This is a genomic window from uncultured Aquabacterium sp., assembly GCF_947366995.1.
Taxonomy (GTDB): domain Bacteria; phylum Pseudomonadota; class Gammaproteobacteria; order Burkholderiales; family Burkholderiaceae_C; genus Aquabacterium.
Genome location: NZ_CANBCC010000007.1, coordinates 15,188 through 39,077, shown reverse-complemented (window position 1 = coordinate 39,077; position 23,890 = coordinate 15,188). Strand labels below are relative to the sequence as shown.

Annotated in this window: 25 protein-coding genes; 14 read left to right on the top strand and 11 right to left on the bottom strand. The window is 65.6% G+C overall.

Annotated features, from left to right (window positions below; all coding sequences use genetic code 11):
• Positions 1-23 precede the first annotated feature (23 nt).
• The 9 genes from nth to phaZ all read right to left on the bottom strand — a co-directional run bounded on the left by nth (position 24) and on the right by phaZ (position 9,264).
• Complete coding sequence (gene nth / locus Q0Z44_RS03700; protein WP_298010608.1) at positions 24-674, bottom strand: endonuclease III; 651 nt, start codon at positions 672-674, stop codon at positions 24-26.
• 81 nt (positions 675-755) lie between these two features.
• On the bottom strand, positions 756-1,292 hold the full coding sequence (locus Q0Z44_RS03695) for a TPM domain-containing protein (protein WP_298010506.1): 537 nt from the start codon (positions 1,290-1,292) through the stop codon (positions 756-758).
• 45 nt (positions 1,293-1,337) lie between these two features.
• Complete coding sequence (locus Q0Z44_RS03690; protein ID WP_298010503.1) at positions 1,338-2,321, bottom strand: TPM domain-containing protein; 984 nt, start codon at positions 2,319-2,321, stop codon at positions 1,338-1,340.
• An 8-nt stretch (positions 2,322-2,329) separates the two neighbouring features.
• On the bottom strand, positions 2,330-2,890 hold the full coding sequence (locus Q0Z44_RS03685; RefSeq protein WP_298010605.1) for a LemA family protein: 561 nt from the start codon (positions 2,888-2,890) through the stop codon (positions 2,330-2,332).
• Positions 2,891-3,086: 196 nt separating this feature from the next.
• Positions 3,087-3,305 carry a hypothetical protein gene (locus Q0Z44_RS03680; protein ID WP_298010501.1) on the bottom strand — a complete coding sequence of 73 codons (219 nt, stop codon included), beginning with the start codon at positions 3,303-3,305 and terminating at the stop codon, positions 3,087-3,089.
• 134 nt (positions 3,306-3,439) lie between these two features.
• On the bottom strand, positions 3,440-4,168 hold the full coding sequence (locus Q0Z44_RS03675; protein ID WP_298010498.1) for a PEP-CTERM sorting domain-containing protein: 729 nt from the start codon (positions 4,166-4,168) through the stop codon (positions 3,440-3,442).
• Positions 4,169-4,212: 44 nt separating this feature from the next.
• On the bottom strand, positions 4,213-7,083 hold the full coding sequence (locus Q0Z44_RS03670; RefSeq protein WP_298010495.1) for an ExeM/NucH family extracellular endonuclease: 2,871 nt from the start codon (positions 7,081-7,083) through the stop codon (positions 4,213-4,215).
• Between the two features lie 208 nt (positions 7,084-7,291).
• Positions 7,292-7,948 (bottom strand): electron transport complex subunit RsxB, encoded by a 657-nt coding sequence (gene rsxB / locus Q0Z44_RS03665; RefSeq protein ID WP_298010490.1) that lies wholly within the window; start codon positions 7,946-7,948, stop codon positions 7,292-7,294.
• A 59-nt stretch (positions 7,949-8,007) separates the two neighbouring features.
• Entirely contained in the window at positions 8,008-9,264 is a 1,257-nt protein-coding gene (gene phaZ, locus Q0Z44_RS03660; RefSeq protein ID WP_298010488.1) for a polyhydroxyalkanoate depolymerase, read from the bottom strand.
• A gap of 324 nt (positions 9,265-9,588) precedes the next feature.
• Here phaZ and Q0Z44_RS03655 point away from each other — a divergent pair, with 324 nt between their 5' ends.
• Positions 9,589-11,091 (top strand): galactose oxidase early set domain-containing protein, encoded by a 1,503-nt coding sequence (locus Q0Z44_RS03655; protein ID WP_298010485.1) that lies wholly within the window; start codon positions 9,589-9,591, stop codon positions 11,089-11,091.
• A gap of 88 nt (positions 11,092-11,179) precedes the next feature.
• Here the strand turns inward: Q0Z44_RS03655 and Q0Z44_RS03650 are convergent, their stop codons facing one another.
• Together Q0Z44_RS03650 and Q0Z44_RS03645 are read right to left on the bottom strand one after the other, a co-directional pair.
• Complete coding sequence (locus Q0Z44_RS03650) at positions 11,180-11,836, bottom strand: PEP-CTERM sorting domain-containing protein (RefSeq protein ID WP_298010482.1); 657 nt, start codon at positions 11,834-11,836, stop codon at positions 11,180-11,182.
• Positions 11,837-11,868: 32 nt separating this feature from the next.
• Positions 11,869-14,076, bottom strand: coding sequence for a PhoX family phosphatase (locus Q0Z44_RS03645; RefSeq protein ID WP_298010479.1), 2,208 nt, complete (start codon positions 14,074-14,076; stop codon positions 11,869-11,871).
• Between the two features lie 164 nt (positions 14,077-14,240).
• Here Q0Z44_RS03645 and Q0Z44_RS03640 point away from each other — a divergent pair, with 164 nt between their 5' ends.
• The 13 genes from Q0Z44_RS03640 to Q0Z44_RS03580 all read left to right on the top strand — a co-directional run bounded on the left by Q0Z44_RS03640 (position 14,241) and on the right by Q0Z44_RS03580 (position 23,889).
• Positions 14,241-15,797 carry an alkaline phosphatase gene (locus Q0Z44_RS03640; protein WP_298010476.1) on the top strand — a complete coding sequence of 519 codons (1,557 nt, stop codon included), beginning with the start codon at positions 14,241-14,243 and terminating at the stop codon, positions 15,795-15,797.
• Positions 15,781-16,227: a hypothetical protein gene (locus tag Q0Z44_RS03635; RefSeq protein WP_298010473.1), complete on the top strand. Its 447-nt coding sequence runs from the start codon at positions 15,781-15,783 to the stop codon at positions 16,225-16,227. Before Q0Z44_RS03640 ends, Q0Z44_RS03635 begins: the two co-directional genes overlap by 17 nt.
• A gap of 236 nt (positions 16,228-16,463) precedes the next feature.
• Positions 16,464-17,363, top strand: a complete 900-nt coding sequence (locus Q0Z44_RS03630; protein ID WP_298010470.1) for a hypothetical protein — start codon at positions 16,464-16,466, stop codon at positions 17,361-17,363.
• 164 nt (positions 17,364-17,527) lie between these two features.
• Positions 17,528-18,115 carry a hypothetical protein gene (locus tag Q0Z44_RS03625; RefSeq protein WP_298010467.1) on the top strand — a complete coding sequence of 196 codons (588 nt, stop codon included), beginning with the start codon at positions 17,528-17,530 and terminating at the stop codon, positions 18,113-18,115.
• On the top strand, positions 18,112-19,146 hold the full coding sequence (locus Q0Z44_RS03620; protein WP_298010464.1) for an ATP-binding protein: 1,035 nt from the start codon (positions 18,112-18,114) through the stop codon (positions 19,144-19,146). The genes Q0Z44_RS03625 and Q0Z44_RS03620 overlap by 4 nt, the downstream gene beginning before the upstream one ends.
• A 57-nt stretch (positions 19,147-19,203) precedes the next feature.
• Positions 19,204-19,737 carry a hypothetical protein gene (locus Q0Z44_RS03615; protein WP_298010461.1) on the top strand — a complete coding sequence of 178 codons (534 nt, stop codon included), beginning with the start codon at positions 19,204-19,206 and terminating at the stop codon, positions 19,735-19,737.
• A gap of 3 nt (positions 19,738-19,740) precedes the next feature.
• The gene (locus tag Q0Z44_RS03610) at positions 19,741-20,052 is read left to right on the top strand and encodes a cupin domain-containing protein (protein ID WP_298010458.1); all 312 of its coding nucleotides are present in this window, start codon (positions 19,741-19,743) and stop codon (positions 20,050-20,052) included.
• Between the two features lie 35 nt (positions 20,053-20,087).
• The gene (locus Q0Z44_RS03605) at positions 20,088-20,624 is read left to right on the top strand and encodes a DinB family protein (protein ID WP_298010454.1); all 537 of its coding nucleotides are present in this window, start codon (positions 20,088-20,090) and stop codon (positions 20,622-20,624) included.
• A 73-nt stretch (positions 20,625-20,697) separates the two neighbouring features.
• Complete coding sequence (locus Q0Z44_RS03600; protein WP_298010451.1) at positions 20,698-21,054, top strand: DUF1304 domain-containing protein; 357 nt, start codon at positions 20,698-20,700, stop codon at positions 21,052-21,054.
• 130 nt (positions 21,055-21,184) lie between these two features.
• Entirely contained in the window at positions 21,185-21,427 is a 243-nt protein-coding gene (locus tag Q0Z44_RS03595) for a hypothetical protein (RefSeq protein ID WP_298010448.1), read from the top strand.
• Between the two features lie 80 nt (positions 21,428-21,507).
• On the top strand, positions 21,508-22,137 hold the full coding sequence (gene yfcF, locus Q0Z44_RS03590) for a glutathione transferase (RefSeq protein ID WP_298010445.1): 630 nt from the start codon (positions 21,508-21,510) through the stop codon (positions 22,135-22,137).
• A 153-nt stretch (positions 22,138-22,290) separates the two neighbouring features.
• The gene (locus Q0Z44_RS03585; RefSeq protein ID WP_298010442.1) at positions 22,291-23,346 is read left to right on the top strand and encodes a hypothetical protein; all 1,056 of its coding nucleotides are present in this window, start codon (positions 22,291-22,293) and stop codon (positions 23,344-23,346) included.
• Between the two features lie 36 nt (positions 23,347-23,382).
• Positions 23,383-23,889 carry a hypothetical protein gene (locus Q0Z44_RS03580; protein WP_298010439.1) on the top strand — a complete coding sequence of 169 codons (507 nt, stop codon included), beginning with the start codon at positions 23,383-23,385 and terminating at the stop codon, positions 23,887-23,889.
• Position 23,890 lies beyond the last annotated feature (1 nt).

Here is a 23,890-nt window from a genome sequence, read left to right as displayed (position 1 = left end):
TGCGCTTTCGCCGGCCCGCGGCCTTATCGGCCGCTCGCCGGCGCGGGCGTCTTGGGCTTGTAGTGGCACCAGGTGGCCACGCTGCATTCCCAGCAGCGCGGCTTGCGGGCCTGGCACACATAGCGCCCGTGCAGGATCAGCCAGTGGTGCGCATGCACCATGAACTCGGCCGGCACCCGCTTGAGCAGCTTGAGCTCCACTTCCAGAGGCGTCTTGCCAATGGCCAGGCCCGTGCGGTTGCCCACCCGGAAGATGTGCGTGTCGACCGCCATGGTGGCCTCGCCGAAGGCCACGTTCAGGACCACGTTGGCGGTCTTGCGGCCCACGCCGGGCAGGGCTTCGAGGGCTTCGCGGCTGCGGGGCACCTCGCCGCCATGCTGCTCGATGAGCATCCGGCAGGTTTCCAGCAGGTGCTTGGCCTTGCTCTTGTACAGCCCGATGGTGCGGATGTACTCGCACAGTCCGTCGAGGCCCAGATCGAGGATGGCCTGGGGCGTGTTGGCCACCGGGAAGAGCCGGGCCGTGGCCTTGTTGACGCCCACGTCCGTGGCCTGTGCCGACAGCAGCACCGCGGTCAGCAGCTCGAACGGCGTGCTGTAGACCAGCTCGGTCTCGGGGTGCGGGTTGGCGGCCTGCAGGGTCGCAAAAAACGGCTGGATCTCGGCCAGCTTCATGGGCGTGGTCATCGGGGAGGGCGGCGTGGCAGCCGGGACAGATCAGAGGCGGGTCGGATTGTGCCTGCTGCGCCGTGCACATCACAGGATGACGACGGCATCCGGCAGTTCGTTGTCGTCGGCGTCGCCCTCGATGCGCGGGTAGTGGGCCCGCAGCAGGTCGCCCACGGTATTCACCGCCTGCAGCAGGCCGGCTTCCCACTGGCCGCCGCGCAGGGCCTGGCCCAGGCTGTCTGCCAGGGTGCTCCAGGTCTCGGGCGGCACCTTGTCGGCCAGGCCGCGGTCGGCCAGTACCTCAATGCGGTGCTCGGCCAGCAGCAGGTAGATCAGCACGCCGTTGTTCTGCGCGGTGTCCCACACCCGCAACAGGCTGAACAGCTCGATGGCCCGTGCGCGGGGTGACACCGCGCGACCCGGGCGCATCGGCCCCAGCCCGCCTTCAATGCATAGCCGCAGTTCGCCACGGTGGCGGCTTTCGCTCTCGCGCACCGCGGCTTCGAGTCGCTGCACGGCGGCGGGCGGAAGGCGGCGTTTCACGCTGCGGGCATCGAGCCAAGCGTGGCCCCACCAGCGGGCCAGGGGCGAGGGCAGCGGGGCAGGGCGTGATGTGTTCGTCATGGCAGAAGGGGCTGGAAGGATTTGCAAGGTACCGGCACAGCGGGCTTACCAGCGTCCCGACGCGCCGCCGCCGCCAAAGCTGCCGCCGCCGCCGGAAGACCAGCCTCCGCCGCCTCCACCACCAGACCAGCCGCCTCCACCGCCGCCCCAGCCACCGCCAGGCCAGCCGCCGCGCATGCCGCGACCACTGGAGAAGGCAACACCCAGCATCATGGCGAGCACCACCCCGACCAGGCCGAGCAGCAGGCTGCCGGTCACGAGCCACACCAGAGCACCCCCCACACCGCCCGTGGCCAGCGTGCCGAGCGTCTTGCCCAGCAGGGCGCGCAGCACGCCGCTTACGAAAGGCACGATGAACAGGCCGAACACCACCAGCATGTTGATGTCGACCCGCTCGTTCTGCGTCGACGTGCGGGCTTCGGGCAGGGGCAGGTTCTCGCCACGCACGCGGGCTTGCAGGTGCTCCACGGCTTGCGTCAGCCCGCCGGCAAAGTCGCCCGCGCGGAAGGCCGGCACGATCACCCCGTCGATGATGCGATAGGCGGCCAGATCGGGCACGGCCCCTTCAAGGGCGCGCGCCACCTCGATGCGCACGGTGCGGTCGTTCTTCGCCACCACGAGCAGCAGGCCGTCGCCCACTTCGCGCCGCCCGATCTTCCATTGATCGGCCACACGATGCGCGTACGCGGCGATGTCTTCCGGGTGGGTGGTGGCCACGACCAGCACCGCCATCTGGGTGCCCCGCTCGCGCTCGAATTGCAGCAGCTTGTCGGTCAGCCCGGCCAGCTCGGTGGCGCTCAGCGTGCCGGTCTCGTCGATCACGGGCGCCGTCAGCGCGGGCACGGCCTGCAGCCCATCCTTCCCCACGCGGGCGGGCGTTGTAGTGGGCGGCAGGTCGGCGCCGTGCACCGTGATCTCCGGCAGGGCACTCGCCGGCGCGGAGGCCGCAGGCGCTGCCTGGACGGCACCGGTCAGCAGGCCGACCACGAGGGTGGCGGTGCTCAGCCCGTTCCGTACGAGGGCTTGCATGGCACGGCTCACTTGGTGCCGAAGTCGACCTTGGGCGGCGTGGTGATCTGGGCCTCGTTGGGCACCGGCATGGGCGGCTTGGCGTCGTAGCCGAAGACCTTGGCCGTCAGGTTGGTGGGAAAGCTGCGCGCCAGCACGTTGTACTCCTGCACCGTCTGGATGTAGCGGTTACGGGCCACGGTGATGCGGTTCTCGGTGCCTTCAAGCTGCACGCGCAGATCCTGAAAGCCCTGGTTGGCTTTCAGATTGGGGTAGTTCTCGGTGACGACCAGCAGGCGCGACAGCGCGCCGGACAGCTCGCCCTGGGCCTGCTGGAACTTGCTGAAGGCCTCGGGGTTGTTGATGAGCTCGGGGGTGGCCTGGATGCTGGTGGCCTTGGCACGGGCCTCGACCACTTTGGTCAGCGTTTCCTGCTCGAAGTTGGCCTCGCCCTTGACGGTGGCCACCACGTTGGGAATGAGGTCGGAGCGGCGCTGGTACTGGTTGAGCACTTCGGACCAGGCGGCCTTGCTCTGTTCGTCCAGGCGCTGAAAGTCGTTGTAGCCGCAGCCGCTGAGCTGCAGTGCCAGCGCCCCTGCGGCGAGGGCGAATGCCGGGCGGCGCCAGCGGGTGAACAGGGAAGCGGAATCGAGTGAGGTGTGCACGGACAAGGTTCCTTCCTGGCGGGCCCCCAGGCCCGCAACCGGCCATCATGATGCACCGGATGGGCGCCACACAGGATGGAGCCGGTCAAACTGGCTGCAGGTTTTGCCAGCCGGACCCGGTTCAGTAGGCGACCATGGCCAGCGGCCCGCAGGACAGGACCTGGTGGCTGCGCGAGCGGGGGTAGCGGTCCCGCACGATCTGGATCGCGCCCATGGGCGTGTCCGCCATCACCTTCAGCACGCGTTTCACGGCCTGGTGAGAGGGGTTGATGACCACAAGGGTCGACACCTCGAAGAGGCGCAGGGCAGGTTCAATCGCAAGGTTCATCAAGGCGCGCATGGGTTCACTCCACTTCGTGCGGGCGACGGCGCAGAGGCCGCCCACCCCGATAGCATGCATATTGCGGGCCAGCAATGACAGCGGAATGACCCGCGACCCCGGGTAAACCTGCGTAAACCCGGCTGCCTCTCGGCTTATTGGCCGGCTTGACGGCGCCGACGTGCGCCCGCCACCACGCCCAGGCCGGCCAGCAGCAGGGCGACGCTTTCCGGTTCGGGCACGGCCGGGGTCAGGGCCAGGTTCTGCACAGCCAGCACGCTGGTGCCGTCGAAGCTGTTGACGTCGGTGAGGACGACGCCGATGCGCACCGAGCCGGCCTGTGTGAAGGTGTGGCTGACGTGCCGCAGGCCGAAGTCCAGCCAGTCACCCTGCAGGGTGCCGGCCGCCGAGGTATCGCCCAGACGGACGATGTCTTGGCCGATCACCAGCCAGGCGGCGTCGAACGTGGGCAGCGGGCCCGTGGCCAGCTGGCCGAACAGGCGCCAGTCAAAGTGCAATGTGTCGCCAGCGCGCACGTCGACGTTGGCGAAGGCGGCCGCGCCCTCGTAGGCGTATGCCGCGTTGTCCATGTCGTCGAACGCATCGCCGGGCAGGCCCATGTCGTGAGTCAGGGTGGCCACGTCGGCGGCGGCCGTGCCGCTGAGGTTCAGGGCGCCGGCGGTCAGCGGGGCGTCGTCTTCATACAGCGTGCTGGCCGTGCCGAGCAGCAGGGCAGGGCCGCCGAGGTCGATGGAGCCGAGGGCAGAGGCCTGGGCCACGTCGCCGAGCGTCAGCACGCCGCCGACGGGGGCGGCCATGGCCGGGGTGACAAGGGCGAGGGCAGCGGAGGCCACGAGGGCGCGCAGGAAGGGAGTGTTTTGCATGGTGTGGGTGCCTGGGGCAGGTCGGGTCAGTTCGGGAAGAGGCTTCACTGGATCAGGTCGCGGGCGGGCACGATCTGGCCGGCGGTCACGCCGCGCAGCGTGACCAGGGCCCGCGGGGCGGCGGAGCCGGCCGGGCCGTCGGTGTCGATGCGGATCTGGGCACCCGATGCGGTGTCCACGATCTGCACGCGGCCACTGGCCACGGCGTCCGTGCCTGCAGCGCCGATGGCGGCGAGCAGGGTACTCAGGTCGATGCGGTCGGTGCCCGGGGTGAAGTCCGAGATGGTGTCGAGCGCGTCACGCAGGCTGGCGTAGGCGAACACGTCGCGGCCGGCACCGCCGGTCAGCAGGTCGGCGCCTTCGCCGCCGGTCAGGCGGTCATCGCCGGCCGTGCCCACCAGCGTGTCACCGCGGGTGCTGCCGTTGATGGCCTTGATCAGGTTGAGCCCGATGAGCACCGGGTCGTGGTCCGACGAGCGGTACGGCGTGGCGCTGTAGAGGTCGACGCTGCAGCTCGTTTCGGTGCTGACGTAGCAGCCGGCCGTGGCGCTCGGGCGCTTGAAGTTGCGCTCGTAGTCGATGATGCTGGGCTCGTCGGCGTTGATGTGCCAGTGGGCCACACCGCTGACGAGGTGGGCAGCGTTCGACAGGGCGTGGTCGAGCGAGCCGGCTTCGCCATCGAACACGTACGAGTAATGCTGGCTGCCCTCGAAGGCCTCGCTGAGGTTGACCAGACCGGCGGCGGTCAGCACCTCCACGGGGTCTTCCTTGCCGTAGGCGTTGAGGTCGCCGATCACGACCACATCGTTGTCACCGGCCGTGGCGGTCACGGTCTGCATGAAGGCGAGCAGGCGGCTGGCCTGTTCCACGCGCTTGCCGTTCCAGCAGCCTTGGCCGTCGCCAGCATCGGCGTTGTCGGCATCACTGGAAGACGGGCAGCTGCCCTTGGACTTGAAGTGATTGACCAGCACGCTGAACTTCTCGCCATTGGGGGCGGCGAAGGTCTGAGCCAGCGTGGGGCGGCTGTTGACTTCGTGGGTGTCGCTCAGAGGGGCGCCAGCGGGCGTCACGGCGGCGGGCTTGTAGATCATGGCCAGACGGATGGCGTCGGTGCCGGTGCCCGCGGTGGGCAGGGCGATGCTGGCGTAGGTGTTGGCGCCCACTTCGGCGTTCAACGCATCGACCAGGTTCTGCACGGCGGTGTTGCCGTTGTTCTGGATCTCCATCAGGCCCACCACGTCGGCGTTCAGCGCGGCCAGTGCCTTCACGATCTTGGTGCGCTGGCGCAGGAACTCGTCGAGGTTGTCTGCGCCGCGGCAGTTGCTGGCCGACACCGCGCCGCCCAGCGTACAGCCCTGGCCGGTCTGGCCGGATGCTGTCTGGCCATTGGTGAAGGTGGTGAAGTAGTTCAGTACGTTGAAGCTGGCCACCTTCACGTTGCCACCCACGGCAGCGGGGGCGGTGGTGCGCACATTGGCACGGGTAAAGTTCACCGGCTGCGTCGGGTGGATCTTGTAGCTGGCCAGGCCGGTGTTGCTGCTGGTGGCCAAGCCGAAGTCGATGACGCCGGTCAGGCTGTCCACCGTGTCGCCGGCGCGCAGCGTGTTGTCGGCGCCGATGTAGGGCGTCTTCACCGGGTTCTGCGCACTGGTGCCGTCGTCCAGCAGGATCTGGCGCTGGGCGTTGCTGGCGGCCATGGCCAGGGCGTCGGCCGAGCCGGGGCGGTGCACGTTCGTGGGCTTGATCAAGCGGCCCTGGGCCGACAGCGTGACCTGACCAAAGCGGCCCTGGAAGTAGTTCTGCGAGGCCGTGAGCTGCGTGTCGATCGTGACCAGCATGCCCTCGTGGGCCTCGAGCTGGGCGCTGGTGGCCGGCAGGGTCAGCACCGTGGGCATGACCTGCTGGTTCTCGCCGACCACGGTGATGGCCGAGGGGCTCGTGAGCTGCGTGACCGTGCGGGTGGCGGTGGCCGGGTTGCCGGCTGCGCCGGTGTTGAACTCGGCCACGGTGCCGGTCAGCGTGATGGCCTGGCCCGCGGTCACGGTGGGCGCCGAGCTGGTGAACACGAAGATGCCGTCCGAGGTGTCGGGCAGCCCGTCACCGGTCGGGTCCTGCAGGTAGAAGCCGTTGTTCAGCAGCTTGGTGACCACGCCGCGCGTGCTGACCTTCTTGCCCACCAGCGGGCTGGTGGCGCCGTTGCCCTGGATCTGCGGGATCGTGACCGACTGGGAATCGGAGCCCGTGCCACCGCCTGTCCCTCCGCCGGTGCTGCCGCCGCTGCAGGTCTTCAGTGCGCTCCCGCTGTGGCGGGGCTGTGGCGTGCCGGTGGCGAAGTCGCTGGCGTTGGCGTTGGTGTCGGTGCAGCCATCGTTGGCGCGCAGCACCGCCAGGGTGGTGCTGGCCGACGGGGCTGCGGCACTGCCTTCGTAGAAGTTCGCCGAGCCATAGCCCACCAGGTCTTCGATCAGGGCCAGCTGGGCGGCGCTGCATGCGGCGCTGCCGCCGTTGCAGGCCAGACCGCTGGCGCTGTTGACCAGCGCCACCTTGCCGCCCGAGGCGCTGAAGTTCGGCCCGCTGGTGGGCGAGAAGTCCGCCGCCACGGGCAGCGGGGCGCCCAGGGTGCTGCTGGTGGGCAGGCTGACCAGGTAGTACTGGCCGGGTTGCACCGACACGGCGGGCAGGGCCAGCACGCTGTTGGAGGCAAAGGTGCCCGTGCCGGTGGCCGAGGCGTACTGCAGCGACAGGCCGGCCAGGCTGACGGGCGCGGTGCCGGCGTTGAACAGCTCGACGTAGTCGTTGCGGAAGGTGGGGGTGCCGCTGGTGGCTGCGCCACCGCCGTACACCTGGCTGATGACCAGGCCGCTGGACGAGGCGTGAGCCAGGCCGGCCAGGCCGAGCAGAATTGCGGCGCTCAAGGGCCGCTGGGGGGAGCAGGGCAGGGAGGGAATACGGAACATCTTGTACCTCAGCACGGAAAGTGGCTGAAGTCTGGCGGGGCACTGTGGCACCGCCATGGGGCACGGTCGCCCTTGATGTGGTCCGTTCGGCTCATGGTGCGTGACGGCACACGCCATCCACACCGGATTCCGGACGCGGCGTGCGTCCGACCCTGCAGTCCGGGGGTCAGTTCCCCTGTCGGCGGGCCCGGGCGCGAGCCAGGGCCGCTTCGATCGCGGCACGTTTGGTGTCGAGCACCACCGGGTCGGTCAGGCGCGACTCCTCGGCCAGATGGGCGAGCTTGTGCTCCGCCTTGGCAAGCATCCGCGCATCGTGCTCGACCTTCTCTCGTTGCAGTCGCACCGTGCGCCGCTCATACCGGGTGCGCGCCGCGTCGGCCTGCTGCGGTGTCCAGGCGGCCCAGCCAGTGGGTTCGGGGGCGGGGTGTGCAGGCTCCAGGCTGATGCAGTCGACCGGGCACACCGGAATGCACAGCTCGCAGCCGGTGCAGTCGGCCTCGATCACGGTGTGCAGGTGCTTGTTCGTGCCGATCACGGCATCGACCGGGCAGGCCTTGATGCACAGCGTGCAGCCGATGCACCAGTCCTCGTCGATGACGGCCAGCCGCAGCGGGCCTTCTTCACCGTGCACCGGGTTCAGCGGCTTGGCCGGCAAGCCGGTGGCCGCAGCCAGTCGGGCCACGCCCTCTGCCCCGCCGGGCGGGCACTGGTTGATGTCGGCCTCGCCCGCGGCAATGGCCCGGGCGTAACTGGCACAGTCAGGGTAGCCGCAGCGCGTGCATTGCGTCTGCGGCAACAGGGCGTTGATCCGGTCGGCATCCATGGTGGCGCCGCAGTCTACAGCCCCTGGCCACCGCCGCGCGTCGGCGGCGGCGTCCGGCCTCACTTGTTGTGGGCCAGGATGAAGCTGCGGATCTCCGGATAGGCCATCTCGCGCCAGCGGCGACCCGAGAAGATGCCGTAGTGGCCGGCGCCAATCACGTCGTAGTGCTTCTGGTTGCTGGACGGGATGCCGGTGCACAGCTCGTGCGCGGCGCGGGTCTGGCCGGCGCCCGAGATGTCGTCCAGCTCGCCTTCCACCGTCAGCAGCGCCGTGGTCTTGATGTCGGCCGGCTTGACGAGTTCGGGCACGCCCTGCGGGTTGCGCACCATCCACGTGCCGTTCACCAGCGCAAAGTCCTGGAACACCGTCTTGATGGTGTCGAGGTAGTACTCGGCCGGCATGTCGAGCACGGCGTTGTACTCGTCGTAGAAGGCACGGTGCGCGTCGGCGCTTTCTTCGTCACCACGCACCAGGTCCAGAAAGTAGTCGTAGTGCGAGTTGGCGTGGCGGTCGGGGTTCATGGCCACGAAGCCGGTGTGCTGCATGAAGCCCGGGTACACGCGGCGGCCGGCGCCCGGGTAGTTCTGAGGCACGCGGTAGATCACGTTGTTCTCGAACCATTCGAACGACTTGTTCATCGCCAGGTTGTTCACCGCGGTCGGCGACTTGCGGGCGTCGATCGGGCCACCCATCATCGTCATGGTGCGCGGGGTGGTCTCACCGCGGCTGGCCATCAGCGAAATGGCGGCCAGCACGGGCACGGTCGGCTGGCACACCGAAATCACGTGCACGTCCGGCCCGATCTTGCGGATGAACTCCTGCACGTAGTTGATGTAGTCATCGAGGTGGAACTCGCCGCTTTCCATCGGCACCATGCGGGCGTCCACCCAGTCGGTGATGTAGACCTTGTGATCCTGCAGCAGCGTGCGCACCGTGTCGCGCAGCAGCGTGCTGTGGTGGCCTGAAAGCGGCGCGACTACCAGCACGGAAGGCTGGGCGCGCAGCTTCTCGAGCAGGGCGCCGTTGTCGGTGAAACGCTTGAAGCGCAGCAGGCGGCAGAAGGGCTTGGCCTCGACCACCTGCTCCTGGATCACGACATCGGTGCCGTGCACGTTCACCTTGTTGATGTTGAACTCGGGCTTCTCGTATTCCTTGGTCAGGCGGTGCACCAGATCGAAGCCGGCTGCCACGCGCTGGGCGACAGGCAAGTGGGCCATCAGCGACAGCGGGTGGCTGTACAGCTTGGACGCCGCGCTCGCGAATTCGGAGAAGGGGCTGATCCAGGCGCGCTGGGTTTCGTAGATCTGATAGAGCATGGTCTTACCTCTGGTCGATGGCGGCGCATCTTTGTGAGACGCATCAGGCACCGGGCGATTCAATTGGTGCACTGCAGCATAGCGTACTTCGCCCCATCGTGACACGGGTGCAATTCCCTTGAGCCGATCAGGAAGCCCCCCCTCACCGTGCATTTTTCGGTTTGCCGCGGGTTTAACGCGGAATCGGTTGGTCGCGTTTCCTTCCCCTGGGTGAGGGGAACGCCCCCCACAGACGGGCAGTGCAACAGGGCGTGACGGTGGTGAAGACACGTTCGCCTCCCTACCATGGGTTGCAAATCGGAAAACCAAGGGAGAAATCACGTCATGCCTGCAGCCTCAGCCGTCTTTCGTCGCACTTCGCGCCCTGCGCACCGTCTGCTGGCCGTGGCGCTGGCGGCGGCGAGCGTCGCCGGGGGCGCCCACGCCGACGACGCCTATCTCAAAGGCCGCTTCGACCCGGTCGTGAACTGGCCGCTCATCCCGATCCACGTGGTTCTGTTGCCGGATGGCCGGGTGTTGAGCTACGGCACCGACGGCAAGGGCAACCAGACGGGCCAGTTCATCTACGACGTGTGGGACCCTGCCAAGGGCACGGACGCCGCCTCGCACCTGACGCTGCCCAACACCACCGGCACGGACACCTTCTGCAGCGGCCAGTCGGTGCTGCCGTACAGCGGCGCGGTGCTGCTGACCGGGGGCGACAAGACCGTCAACGGCGTGCGCAACTACTCGGTCAACGATGTCAACCTGTTCGACCCGGCCCGCACGACCCTGTACTCGGCCAACCAGCCCATGGCCTTTCTGCGCTGGTATCCCACGGTGCTGACCACCGCACAGGGCGAGGTGCTGGTGCTGGGCGGCCGGGCCGACCCGAACACCCCCGTGCCCACGCCCGAGGTCTACACCGAGGGCCGCGGCTGGCGCACCCTCAGCACCGCCGTGAGCGACGACGCCTATGGCGCCCGCAACTGGAGCTACCCGCGGGCTTGGCAGGCGCCCAACGGCAAGGTGTTCGTCGACACCATCTGGGGTGGCACGTTCTTCCTCAGCGCGGCCGGCACCGGCTCGGTCGGCCGCACGCCGCTCACGCTGTCGGCCACCGATTACTACCTGCCTGCGGTGATGTACCGGCCGGGGCGCATCCTGTCGCTCCGCACCTTGAACAAGGCGGTCGACATCGACCTCACCGCCGCCACGCCGAAGGCGACCAGCCTGCGCGGGGTGGGCCAGGACCGCTTCCATGGCTCGGCCACGGTGATGGCCGACGGCAAGGTGCTCGTCAGCGGCGGCTCGTTCGTGTCCAACGTGGCCTGGGGCGTGGCCTACGCCGCCAAGATCTGGAACCCGGACACCCGTGCGTGGGCCACGGCTGCCACGGCCAAGCGCATGCGGCTGTATCACTCGGTGTCGATGCTGCTGCCCGACGGGCGGGTACTCACCGGTGGCGGCGGCGCGCCGGGCCCGCAGACCAACCTCAATGCCGAGGTCTACAGCCCACCCTACCTGTTCGAGCGCAACACCAGTGGCCGCCTGGCCGTGCGCCCGGTCATCACCGCCATGCCGGCCACCGCGGCCTTCGGCAGCACGCTGACCGTCGGCACCAACGTCACGGGCGTCAGCAAGGTCACGCTCGTGCGCACCGGCTCGGCCACCCACACGGTGGATTTCGATCAGCGCCTCGTGCCGGTTTCGCACACCACCAGCGGCACGACGGTCAACGTGACGATGCCGTCCGACCCGAACCTGGCGCCACCGGGGTACTACATGCTGTTCGTGTTCAACAGCGCGGGTGTACCGTCTGTGGCCAAGGTGCTGCGTCTGGGCTGACGTTGTCCTGACGCGCAAAAGGAAAGGGGCCTGCAAGCAGGCCCCTTGTCACGTCAGGGCAGGCTCAGAGAATGAGCCTGCTGGCCGTTCAAGCCGTGCGACGACGGCGCGCGACCAGACCGGCCACGCCCAGGCCGGCCAGGGCCAGCGCGGTGGTGGTGGGCTCGGGCACGGCCGCGATGGTCAGGTTGTCGACCACGAAGCTGCCGTTGACCAGGCCAAAGCCGTAGATGTCGGCCTGGGCGCGGTGGAAGCCCACGAACACGCCTTCGTCGTAGCCATCGGCCGCGGTGTTGGGCGAGACGCTGAAGCTCTCGAGGGTGTTGCCGTCCATGTCATAGGCCACCACCAGCATGCTGTTGTTGGTCTTGCCATAGCCCTGGAACTGGTTCACGAAGGCGCCCACCGACGACACCGGGGCGGCGAAGCTGAAGCCCACTTCGCCACGCGGGGTGGTGAAAGCGGTCGACACGAAGTGACCGTCGTGGTCGGGGGTGCTCGCGAAGCCCGTCCACAGGCCGTTGTCGCCCAGGTCGAAGGCGTTCTGGCCGACCACCACGTTCGGCGTGGCCGTCAGCGTCACGCCGTGGCCCAGGTCCAGCGCGCCGGCGGTCACCAGGCCGTCGAACTCGTTGAACGTGATCACGGTGCCGGCGAACGTGGCGGTGGGGGCGACGATGGACGCAGCGTGCGTCGACAGGGAGGCGGCCAGCAGGGCGGCCGCAGCAAGCAGTTTGGAAGTCATGTGCAAACTCCGGTTGATGTGCAAGGGAGGGATCACGAGCCGATCACGCCGCCGTCGTCCTTGGTGATGACCACCACGGACGAACGCGGGCGGCCAGCGGGCAGCGGGGTCACGCCATCGGCCTCGACCGTCCACTGGTTCTGCGGCCAGTTCGAGAACTGCGTCGGGTTGGCTGCGGTGCTGTCTTCGCCCGGGTGCTGAACGCCCACGAACAGGGTCTTGCCGTCCGGGGTCATGGTCACGCCGGTCACTTCGCACTTGTTCGGGCCCGTCAGGAAGCGGCGGGTCTCGCCGGTGTTCGGGTCACAGCACACCATCATGTTGCCGCCGATGTGGGCGAAGTCGCCCGAGCCATCGCCGATCTGGTCGGTCTGCACCCACAGGCGGCCGAACGGGTCGAACCACAGGCCGTCCGGTGCACCGTAGTCGGCGCTGCCGTTGGGGGTGTCGACGATGTTGCCGACGTAGTTGGCGGCATTCGACTTGGTGGTCTGCGTGTCGCCGGCCTGGGCGAACAGGTCCCAGTTGAAGCGGGTGGCGCGCACGGTGCGGCCGGCTTCGCGCCAGCGGATGATGTGGCCGTAGACGTTGTCGGCGCGCGGGTTGGCGGCGTCCACCGGCGGGCGGGCCGAGGCGGCGGCCGTCGAGCCATCGGCGGCGTTGACCGAGGCGGTGTTGGTGCCGCGACGGTTGTTGTTCGTCAGCGTGCAATACACCTCGACTTCCTGGAAGCCGTTGATGCGCGGACGGGCGCCCGTCCACTCGGGTCGGTCCATCATCGTGGCGCCCACGGCATCGGCGGCCATGCGGGTCTTGATCAGGATCTTGGCCTGCACTTCGGCGTCGTTGGCGCCCGCGAAGTTGGGGTTGTCGCGCAAGGCCTTGCCGTCCACGCCCAGGGTGTCGGGCGTCAGGGCCAGCCACTGGCCGTTCAGGTCGCTGTCGAAGCGCGCCACGTACAGCGTGCCGCTGTCCAGCAGGTCGCGGTTGGCGGCCTTGTTCGTCGGGTTGAACTTGCCCGCGCACACGAACTTGTAGATGTACTCGTTGCGCTCGTCGTCACCCATGTAGAAGGCAACGTTGTTGTCGGCGTCCACCACGTACTGGGCGCTCTCGTGCTTGAAGCGGCCCAGGCCGGTGCGCTTCACGGGCGCGGCGGTCGGGTTGAACGGATCGATCTCGACCACCCAGCCGAACAGGTGCGGCTCGTTCGGGTTGGTGTTGACGTCGAAGCGCGGGTCGGTCTCGTGCCAACGGTAGCCGAAGCCGGCGGCGCTCACGCCATAGCGGCGGTTCAGCTTACCGATCTCGGTGGTGGCGCTGGTGTCCACGGCCGTGGTGCTGCCGAAGTTGCCGTTCCAGTTCTCTTCACAGGTCAGGTAGGTGCCCCACGGGGTGATGCCGTGGGCGCAGTTGTTGATCGTGCCGTAGGCCGTGAAGCCGTCCAGCATGCGGCCGGTGGGCACCGAGGCGCCATCGGTGATCGTGAACTCCTTGCTGCGCATCAGCGGGTGGCCGGCGGCCGGGCCCGAAACGCGGGCCTTGGTGTTGGCGGTGATGCGACGGCCGTAGGGCGAGTTCTTCACCACGCTCCACTTGCCGTTCACGCGGCGGGCTTCCAGCACCGACACGCCGTGTGCGGCCTGCGATTTGCGGGTCTTGGCGATGCTGTAGCCGGTGCCGACCTGGCCGTCGGGGAACAGCACTTCTTCGTGTGTGTACTCGTTGTTCACGCACAGCACGCCGCGATCGCTCGAAGGCAGGCCGTTGGGGCCGGTGAACGGGAAGAAGTGCATGCCGTCGTTGTGCATGCCGAACTGCTTGAGCTGCTGGGCGGCGGTTTCGCGGGCGTCACCGGCGAAGGCGGTGCCGCCGGGCATGATCGGGTCGCCCCAGGCCACGAACACCTGGGCGCTGTAGCCCGCCGGCACGGTGATGCGGTCGATCACCGAGGTGGCCACGCCGCCCTGGGCCATGTTGGCCGCGCGGGTGTTGGCCGGCACCGATTCAAAGCCGATGCCCGGGAAGCCAACGCTGGCCGGTACCGGGGCTGCCTGTACCGACGACACCAGGCCGCCCAGGGTCAGGCCGCCGGCCGAAGCCAGCGCGGTGGCGCCCATGCCGCTCTTGACGATGAACTGGCGGCGGCTGGTGTCAACGTGGGCGATGACGTCAAGAATCGACGGCGAGGCCGACTCGGCCAGCGTCACGTCGTTCGTCGGATGGGAAGCACCCTTCATGTGGATCTCCGGTGGGGTTGAGCAGAAGCAGCTCACTATCCCCAGCGGCCGTGACACGGTCGCTTACACCTGACGGCCGCCTGTGATCCGAACGGGCCATTCGGGATGCCATGCGGAATGCGACCCCTCGATCCCGGGGGCACCCCGCCGCTAACATCGCCTGCATGAGCCCGAACCGCACCCTGCCTGTCGCGCTGGCCGCCTGCCTGGCCACCACCCTTGCCGCATCCTCGATGGCCGCGCCCCCGGTCGTCCAGGGCCCTGAATCCGTGGCCGACTGGCATGCCGCCGGCGCCCGCTTCATCCAGCAAGGCCACCGGCTGAAGCCCATCACCGGCCGCGCCCGCAACGTCATCCTGTTCGTGGGCGATGGCATGGGCATCTCGACCCAGACCGCCGCGCGCATCCTGGAAGGCCAGCAACGCGGTCAGCCCGGCGAAGAAAACCGCCTGGCCTTCGAGACCTTCCCGTACTCGGCCTTGTCCAAGACCTATGCGTGGGACCAGCAAACGCCCGATTCGGCCCCGACCATGACGGCGCTGATCACCGGCTACAAGACGCGCGAAGGCATGCTGTCCGTCAACCACTTGACGCCGCGCAACGCCTGCGACGCCCGCGTGGTGGCGGCCCACGCCGTGCCCAGCCTGCTTGAAATGGCGGCCGCGCGCGGCAAGGCCACCGGCATTGTCTCGACCGCGCGCCTGACGCACGCCACGCCGGGCGCCACCTATGCCCACACCGCCGCGCGCGACTGGGAATCCGATGCCGAAGTGACCGCCGCCTGCCCCGGCCACGCCACCCCGGTGAAGGACATTGCCCGCCAGCTGATCGAGGCGCCGCCCGCCGTGCGCCAGAACCTGAAGGTGGCCCTGGGCGGCGGCCGCAGCATGTTCATGCCCCGCGGCGTGGCCGACCCCGAATACGCTGCGCGCACCGGCCGCCGCCTGGACGGCCGCGACCTGACCGCCGAATGGGTGCAGACCCGCGGCCCCGGCGCCCGCTACATCTGGAACCGCGCCGGCTTCGACGCGCTGGACGTGCGGCACACAGGCCCTGTGCTGGGCCTGTTCGAGCCCTCGCACATGCAGTACGAGGCCGACCGCCCCACCGACCCGGCCGGCGAGCCCTCGCTGGCCGAGATGACCGAGAAGGCCATCCGCCTGCTGCAGCGTGAACGCCGGGGCTACTTCCTGATGGTGGAAGCCGGCCGCATCGACCACGCTCACCACGCTGGCAACGCCCGCCGCGCGCTGCAGGACACCATTGCCCTGTCAGACGCCGTGCGCCGCGCGATGGCGCTCACGCGTGAGGCCGACACCCTCATCGTCGTCACGGCCGACCACAGCCACACCTTCACGATGGCCGGCTACCCCCACCGCGGCAACGACATCCTGGGCCTGGTCAAAGGCGTGCCCGACGAAGACGGCCAGCACCCCACCGTGACCCTGGCCGACGACGGCAAGCCCTACACCACCCTGGGCTACCAGAACGGCCCCGGTGTGACACCGGCCACGCTGGCCGCCGGCGCCCGGCCCGACCTGAGCCGGGTGGACACCACCGCGCTGCCCTTTTTGCAGCAGGCCGCCGTGCCGCTGCAATCGGAAACCCATGGCGGCGAAGACGTGACCATCTGGGCGCGCGGACCGCGGGCCCACCTGGTGCGCGGCAGCATGGAGCAGAACTGGGTTTTTCACGTGATGCGCGATGCGTTCGGGTTCTGACGCGGTGCGCCGGCTGGCCTGGGCGCTGTGCATGGCGTGGGCGCTGGGCGCGCCCGCCGCGTGGGCCGATGACACCGTGGTGCTGAGCCGCGGCGACACCGCCGAAGTGTGGCGGCGGGATGCGCGCGGCGAGGTCACGCTGGAGCGCGTGTTCCATGCCGACCGGGCGGTGGTGCATTACTCCGCCGGGGAATTGCGTGCCCTGGGTGTGCAGGTGGATTGGGTGCGCCTGCAGGCGGTGGGCAAGCAGGGGGCACCGGTGAATATGCAGGGGCCGCCGTGGCGGGATGTGGCCGTGTACCGGCAATTGGATGCAGCCGATTTTGGCGACATGCCGAAAGACCCGGTGGTGCGCAAAGCCAGCCGGCTGGATGTGGGGGCAGGGTGGCGGGTGGAACACGGGCACGAACACGCGGGGCCCGGGGAGTGAGGGTGGCTGTTTGGGTGATGGACAGGTGGGGTGGCGGTTTTTAGGATGGGGAGTTGGGGTGTGGGTTAGGTGGGCTAAGAGGGGGAGGGAAGGGGGATGAGGGTGGCCAAGTTGTTGTGTTTGAGGCGTTTGGCGCGGTGGGGCCAGTTCTGCGCTTTTGGCTTAGGCCAACGCGGGTGTGGGCGCTAGGTTGCCTAGTTTGCAGGTAGGCATCACAAGAAAAAGGGAGCATCTAAGTGGAACTTGTCACCGGTCAGTCTGTTTACTACAGCAACAAAAATCATCTGCCTCTTGAAGATGTAGCTGAGTCGTTGCTTGCGCTTAAAGCAATTATCGAAGCAACGCCTGATGTCCTTGAACGGCTGCAACCAGGCTTGCACATTCAGAAGGTCAACGTATTCGTCAATGAAATCAAAGCCGGCAGCCTTTGGGAAGACTTGGTTGTCAAGTTTCTCTTTGGCAATCAAGAGAAGCTGGACAACAGCCTCCAATCGCTGCGGCAGGACATTGGCGTAGATTCACTCATCTCCAACAAAAAACTAGTTGGCGCAATCATTGGTGCGCTGATCACTGGTGGAGGCATTCTCCTTCTTAACAAGCTCAAAGGACCAGAAGAGCAAAAACAGGCGCTTCAAGGCAGTCAAAACGTGTTCATCCTCAACGGAGCAAACATTGCTGGCGTAAACGAAGAGCAATTTCGCTCAGTCATCCAAGGAACGCTCGCGAGGAATGAGCATCTTCCCAAGGAAGCCGTCAAAGTCGTCCGGCCCGCTAAACGCGAGGGTGAAACATTCATCGTGCTCAACCAAGACCCGCAGACCACGATCGACAACTCTGCAATCAGGGCCATGCCGACGAGCCCGCCAGACGATGAGCCTCCAGAGGCCATCGATGACTTCTATGACGTCGAAATTCAAATACGCGCAATCGATCTCGATAGCACCAAGAGAGGGTGGGCTGCTGTCGTTCCAAGCATCAGTGGCCGCCGAGCAAAAATGCACCTTGATCCGCACATCAAGGTTCACGACTTGCTGGGAAAGACAGCAATCAACGGCGACATAACGGTCATCTTCCGCTACGACGACACGGGGGCAAAGGTCCCAAATCTAATATTCCTTCGTGAGCTAAAAAAATGATGCCTAACTGGTCGGTCAAGCGGACGCCAACAAGGGCCATGGCTTCGCTATTGTCCTGGCCCTTGTTGGTGCCCTTCAGTCGCTGCGCTCCTTCCGGCGCCGCTTACCTTGGGCGTTAGCCTCACGCCTTGCCACGTCACGCAAACAAAGAATTAGGAAACTCAATGGGCTTTGATCTGGACAACAGCGAAAAGATTGCCTCGCTTATAGCAAGCGCCATTGCCATCGGTGGATTTATCTTTTACAAGTGGCGGAACGACAAGTCCGACGCCTCATTTCCTCACCCAACAAATACAAATACGCAAAACATAACACTAAACGTAGGCCAGGGACTAATTGACGAGCCGAAAGTCGATCAAGCAAACATTGCGACCATCAAGAATGAAACGAGCATATTGTTCATTGACGACGACAAAGGCTTTAAAATTGTGGGAATTCTAAAGAAAATGGGGTGGCTACAAACAAAGCTTATCAAGGACGTTCAATCAATCGATGACCCCAACATTCTTTCGGCCAATGTCCTGTTCATCGATATACAAGGAGTTGGCCGTCAGATGCAGCTGAAAGATGAAGGTCTCGGCTTGGCTCTTGCAATCAAGCGTCGCTATAGAGACAAGAAAGTGATCATCTACTCAGCCCAAGAAGAGGGCAAGAGATTTGATGAGGCCCTGCAAGAGGCAGACTACAGCCTCCCCAAAAATGCAGAACCAATTCGCTTCGAGGAAACAATTCTCAAAGTGCTGAAGAAATGAAAGATGCACATTTCTGGCTCAAAAGAAACGGGAGCCCAAAAGCGATCATCAACGAAATACCGGAAGATTGGCTAACAGAGATAAAGAAGGCGATACCCGGCTCAAGCGGCAATACAAAATTTCACATATCAGGAAAACAAGCGAGAATTGCAAAAATTCAAAGCGCTTCGCACACCATATTTGCATTAGCCTTCGATGAAGACCGAATAAAAAGCAAGCGTATGCTTGCAACTGAAGCCGCGACGCTGATGGCCATCGCTGAAGAGTTTGAGCAGAAAGCAATGCTTGCCGCGAAAAAAGAAGAAGCGCACACGAAGCGGCTTATACACAACCTCAAGAGTCTAACTGCAAAGACAATGCAGGAGATATTTTATGTGGCGCGGCAGGACAACATGCTTTCCTATGGCAAGCGCGCAAAAGACTATGTAAAGGATGAAATAGTAAGGAACCCTGATGATGCAGCTTCGGCCTTCATTTCAATATTGAAGCATCAAGCCGCACAGAATGCTGAATTTTCCGCCTTTAACAAGTTAAGCGGAGATGTCGGCCAGATCAAGAAGGAAAGTCATTCAATCCATAAGGTGCTGATGAATGTCTTTTACCTGTTTTTCGGGGATTTCACAGACAAAGGGGTAACAGTGGATGTTCAAGCTACCCAGGCAAAAGCGGTCTTCGACTATGAATCAATCCATGTTTGCATCTATCACATTGCGGAAAACTCTGCCAAATATATTCGCCAGGGCGGAGCATTTTCGGTGAGTACATCAACATCCCCGGACTCCATAGAAATAATATTTGAAATGGAGAGCCTCGCAATAAATCAAGACGAATCCGAAAAGATATTTTATGAAGGGTACTCCGGGTTCAGGTCCGTGCGAGACGGACTACAAGGGTCAGGCATTGGCTTATACATTGCAAGGCAACTGGCCAGTATAAACGGCGGACGGCTATCGGTGATTGCTGGAATTCCAAAGTTGCGGGACCCCGATTACGCCAGAAATCGGTTCATACTCTCAATTCCGCGAGCATAGTTTTCTCTATTCGAGAATGGGCTAACTGACGGTTCAACGCGGACGCCAACACTGGCCATGGCTTCGCCATTTTTATGGCCAGTGTTGGTGCCCTGCGCGCTTCGCGCTCCGGCGCCGGTTAACCTGGGTGTTAGATTCTTCTCTCTCTTCGAAATGACAACCATGCGAATAAAGCCATACCTCGTGCCCGTGGTCCTGTTCGCACTCGTTGGCCCGGGCATTGGCACGCTGGTCTTCTTGCTTTCCGGCACCGGTGTCATTCCACAGCCCACCGCCATCGGTCTTATGCTGGCGTTCGGTTATGGCATCGGGATCGTTCCGGCAGCCTTGGGCGGTGTCATTTACGTGCTCATGTGGAACGCAAGAGCCTTCCTGAAGGGCCTTGGCATCAATGAGTTCGGCGCGCTGCTCGGATGCGTGTCTGGTGTCGCCGCACTGACGATGTTCTCAATGGCTGTATCCGGAGCACCACTGCCCCGATCGCCGGTCTTCTACGTCATTCCCCTGGTCGCTGGCGCGGTTTGTGGATGGCTGGCCGCCCCGATGCGAGACGAGGCATACGGGTGGGAAACTTTTGAGCCGCGATACTGATCCATGCAAGTCATCCGCCCCAAGGACTTCCTGCCGGAACGCGCCTGGCAGGCGCTCGACATCGCCAACATCCAGGGCACCACGGTGCGGCTGCACTGGACAGACCAGCCGTACAAGTGGCATGTCAACGATGGGGAAGAGGTGTTCGTCGTGCTGTCTGGTGAGGTCGACATGCACCACCGCAACGCGGGCACAGAGCAGGTTGCCCGACTCAAGACCGGCGATGTCTTTTATGCTTCAACGGGCTGTGAACACGTGGCCCACCCCGTCGGCGCGGCTCACGTTCTGGTCATCGAGCGCGAGGGCAGCGTCTGATCGCCTCCGGGCCAGCGCGCCTTTCCCATCCCACCATGACCTGGACATCCCACTTCATTCACCTGGCTGCCTATAACCAATGGATGAACCGGAAGCTGTACACCGCGGCGTCCGTTCTGTCCGATGAGCAACTGGCACAGGATCGCGGCGCCTTCTTCGGGTCCATCCTGGGAACCCTCAATCACATCGCAGTGGCTGACATCCTGTGGCTCAAGCGCATGGCCCTTCGCCTCCCCGGCCTTGCGTCCCTGGCGCCCTTGCAAGACATGCCCGAGCCCACGGCGCTCGATCAACCGATCTGCGCTGACTTTGCCGCGTTGACAGACCTGCGGGCATCCCTGGATGACGTGATCGTCAACCTGAGCAAGGCGCTCTCGCAAGAGGATCTGGACGCGCCGTTTGAATACACCTCGACCAAGGGCATCCAGAGCAAGAAGCGCTTGGGTGAGGTGCTGTTGCACTTCTTTAATCACCAGACCCATCATCGGGGGCAGGTGACCACGCTGTTTTCGCAACTGGGCATCGATGTGGGCGCCACCGACCTCATCGTCCTCATTCCGAACCAGCCATGAAGCCGGTTCTTCATCACCGTGCCAATGCGCCGGGGCCTGACCCGGTGCCAGATTCCATCAGGGATGACCGACCATGACCATGGCAGCCAACATCGTGACGGCGCTTGTGGCGCTGCTCCATTTCTACTTTCTCGTGCTGGAAATGTTCTTGTGGACAAAACCGGCGGGCCGCAAGGCTTTCGGGCTCAGTGCGGAGCAAGCGGAGGCCACCAAGGTGCTTGCTGCCAACCAGGGGCTGTACAACGGGTTTCTGGCCGCTGGGCTGGTCTGGGGCATTGCGCTGGGTAGCGCAGGCACGCCGGTGAAGCTGTTCTTCCTCGGCTGCGTTCTGATTGCAGGCATCTACGGCGCCCTGACGGCCAGTCGCAAGATTCTCTTCATTCAGGGCATGCCTGCTGCTGTGGGCATCGCGCTGGTCGTGCTCAGCTGAAGCCGTCCGTTCAGTGCCCGTCCCGATAGTGCGGCAAAGGCAGCGAATGGATGGTGAAACGCTTCTTCGTGTTGGCGCGCTCTGCGTCTTGCTGGCGTCAGCCGAGACCTTGCATGGCATCGTCAGAACCGTGTGGATCACACCCCGCATCGGCAAGGAACGGGCCCTCAAGCTCAGCGCCGTCACCGGAACGATGCTGGCCTTTGCCTTGTGTCTGTGGCAGGTTCCCGGGATCGGCCTTCGCTCGCCCGTGGCGCACCTGGCGTTGGGCCTGGGGTTGTCGCTCTTCATGGCAGCGTTCGATGTGGGCGTGGGCCGCTTGCTGATGCGCAAGCCATGGCGGAAGATCTGGCTGGACTTCAAACCCCGTTAAGGCAACCATCTGCTTTATGGCCTGGTCTGCCTCGGCTTCATTCCGCTGGCGATTTCGCTACTGCAATCACGCGTACCACCATGAAACTCTTCATCGATTCGAACCACCTGTCTCCCTACGCCATGTCGGCGTTCGTCGCCCTGCGCGAAAAGGCCATCCCGTTCGAATTGGCGCTGGTCGATCTTCAGCGCGGCGAGCATCTGGCTGCGGGCTATGCCGGCGTCTCCAGCACGCTGCGGGTGCCCACGCTCAGCCACGATGGCTTCAACCTGTCCGAGTCTTCGGCCATCTGCGAGTACTTGGAAGAGGCGTTTCCCGCCACGCCCATCTACCCGGCCAACGTGCAGGATCGGGCCCGGGCGCGCGAGATCCAGGCCTGGCTGCGCAGCGACCTGATGCCCATCCGCTCCGAGCGCACCACCGAAGTGGTGTTTCTGCGCACGCCGGTGCCGCCCCTGTCTGATGAGGCGCGGGCGGCGGCCGAGCGGCTGTTCAAGGCAGCCGATGGCTGGCTGCGCGAGCACGGCAGCACGCTGTTCGGCACATGGTGCATTGCCGACACCGACCTCGCGCTGATGCTGAACCGCCTGGTGCTGGCCGGCGACCCGGTGCCCGAGCACCTGGCCCGTTACGCCAACGAGCAGTGGCAGCGCCCCAGCGTGCAGGAATGGGTCAACACGCCTCGGCCTGCCGCGCGCACAACCGGCTGATCGCCACCCCCCACTGCCGATCTGCGCCGGGGCTGGGAACGCAGGGCAAGCGCCGTTCCGATGTGCGCCCCTACGCCTAGGGATATCGCCCGCCCGCCCGCTTCCTAAACTTGATCGGCAGGGGCCGCCATCCCGGCGGCCGAGGGGCACGCGATGACAAGAGCATTCTCCAGCGTCAACCTTTTGCCGGGCCTCATCGTGGGGGTCGCATGGGTGCTCGCCTCCGGCGCGGCCTCCGCTCAGGCGCTGCAAGCCTACGCCGGGGCCGTAGCCGGCGTGGCGCAGGGCACCGGCCCCTTCGCCTGCGCCACCAGCGGCCCCACCATCGGCGACGGCTGGTTTGCCGGCCTCAGGATGCCGACGGAGGGCTTTGCGGGCTGCAACCTTCAGGGCGGCATCCAGAACCAGACGGGCACTGCGGGCCCGCTCACCGCCACGCAGACTGCGGCGGGGTCGGTCAGCGGGGGCAGCTACACCGGCAGCGCCATGGCCAGGGCGGGGTACTGGAACCTCGGCGCAGTGGCCGAGGGCACCATGACGGGCAGCACATCGGCCTTCACCTACCACCAGTCATCTGCCTTTGCCCGCTTCAGCGTGCCTGTGACGTTGATGAGCAGTGGCATTGCAACCGGCTCGCCCGGGCAGGTCAACTTCCGCTTTCTGGTCGAAGGCCTGATGGGCAGCCTGCCCAACGCGCCCTATACGCAGCAGGGCGACGTGCGCCTTGGCATCCGGGTCAATGGCTCGCCGGCCGGCACCTGGAATGCCTTCATGGGCACGGTGGTGAACGACGGCGAGCCTTACCTGCGCGGCGGTAGCACCGGCCTGCCGGGCGGTTTCGTGACTGCACCGGGCGCGTTCTCTGGCTCAGCAGAGGTCACCACCACCGCCAATTTCGCGATGCAGTGGGGCGTGCCCTTCGAAGTGGAGGTGGCACTGTTCACCGACGTGTATCCGTGCTGCCTGGGTGCATCGATCACGTCGGACTTCAGCCAGACGGCGGCACTGACAGGCATCGAGGCCTATTGGCAGGGCGGCCGCGTGACCGACTTCACCGGCACCGACGCGGTGGGCAACGTGCTGGGGCCCAATGGCGTTGTGCCGGTGCCCGAACCCGCCAGCACGGCCCTTGTGATCAGCGGGCTGGCGTGCGTGGCGGCCATGGTGCGCAGGCAACGCGGTCGCCGTCCTGCGCTTGGGTGGCGGTGATCCGGCTATGCTTGGGCCGGGTTGTCCCACCAAGCCATGTTCCAACTCCGTACCCGCCGCGATCTGGTCTTCTTCCTCGTCATCTGCACGCTCATCTTCGGCATGGGCTTGCTCTTTCTGGCGCGGCCGCCCCAGCCTCTGCCGGATGAAGCCAGGGCCTATCGCGCGGTGGGCGGCACCTTGCATGAAATCACCGCCACCAGCGCAGGACGGCGTGGCGACTGGGTTCAGTTCCGCGTCGCGAACGACGCACGCACCTTCGAGCTGAACCACCTGGGCGCCGCCGAGCAGGCCGCTTCCTGGCGGCCCGGGCAGACGGCGCTGTCCTTCTACGTGCTGCAGCCCGAGGGCGAGCCTGGCGCCGAGCTGCCGGTGCGGGCCTACGGCATGGTGGTGGACGGGCATGCCCGCCGCGCGCTGGCCACCGACATCGCCTCGGCCAACGCCGCCGTCTACCCGTGGGTGGGGTTGTTTCCCCTGGGGCTGGGCTTGCTGGGGTACATCGTGGCTTTCTTTCGCTGGCGGAGTCTGCCCGCCGCCTGAG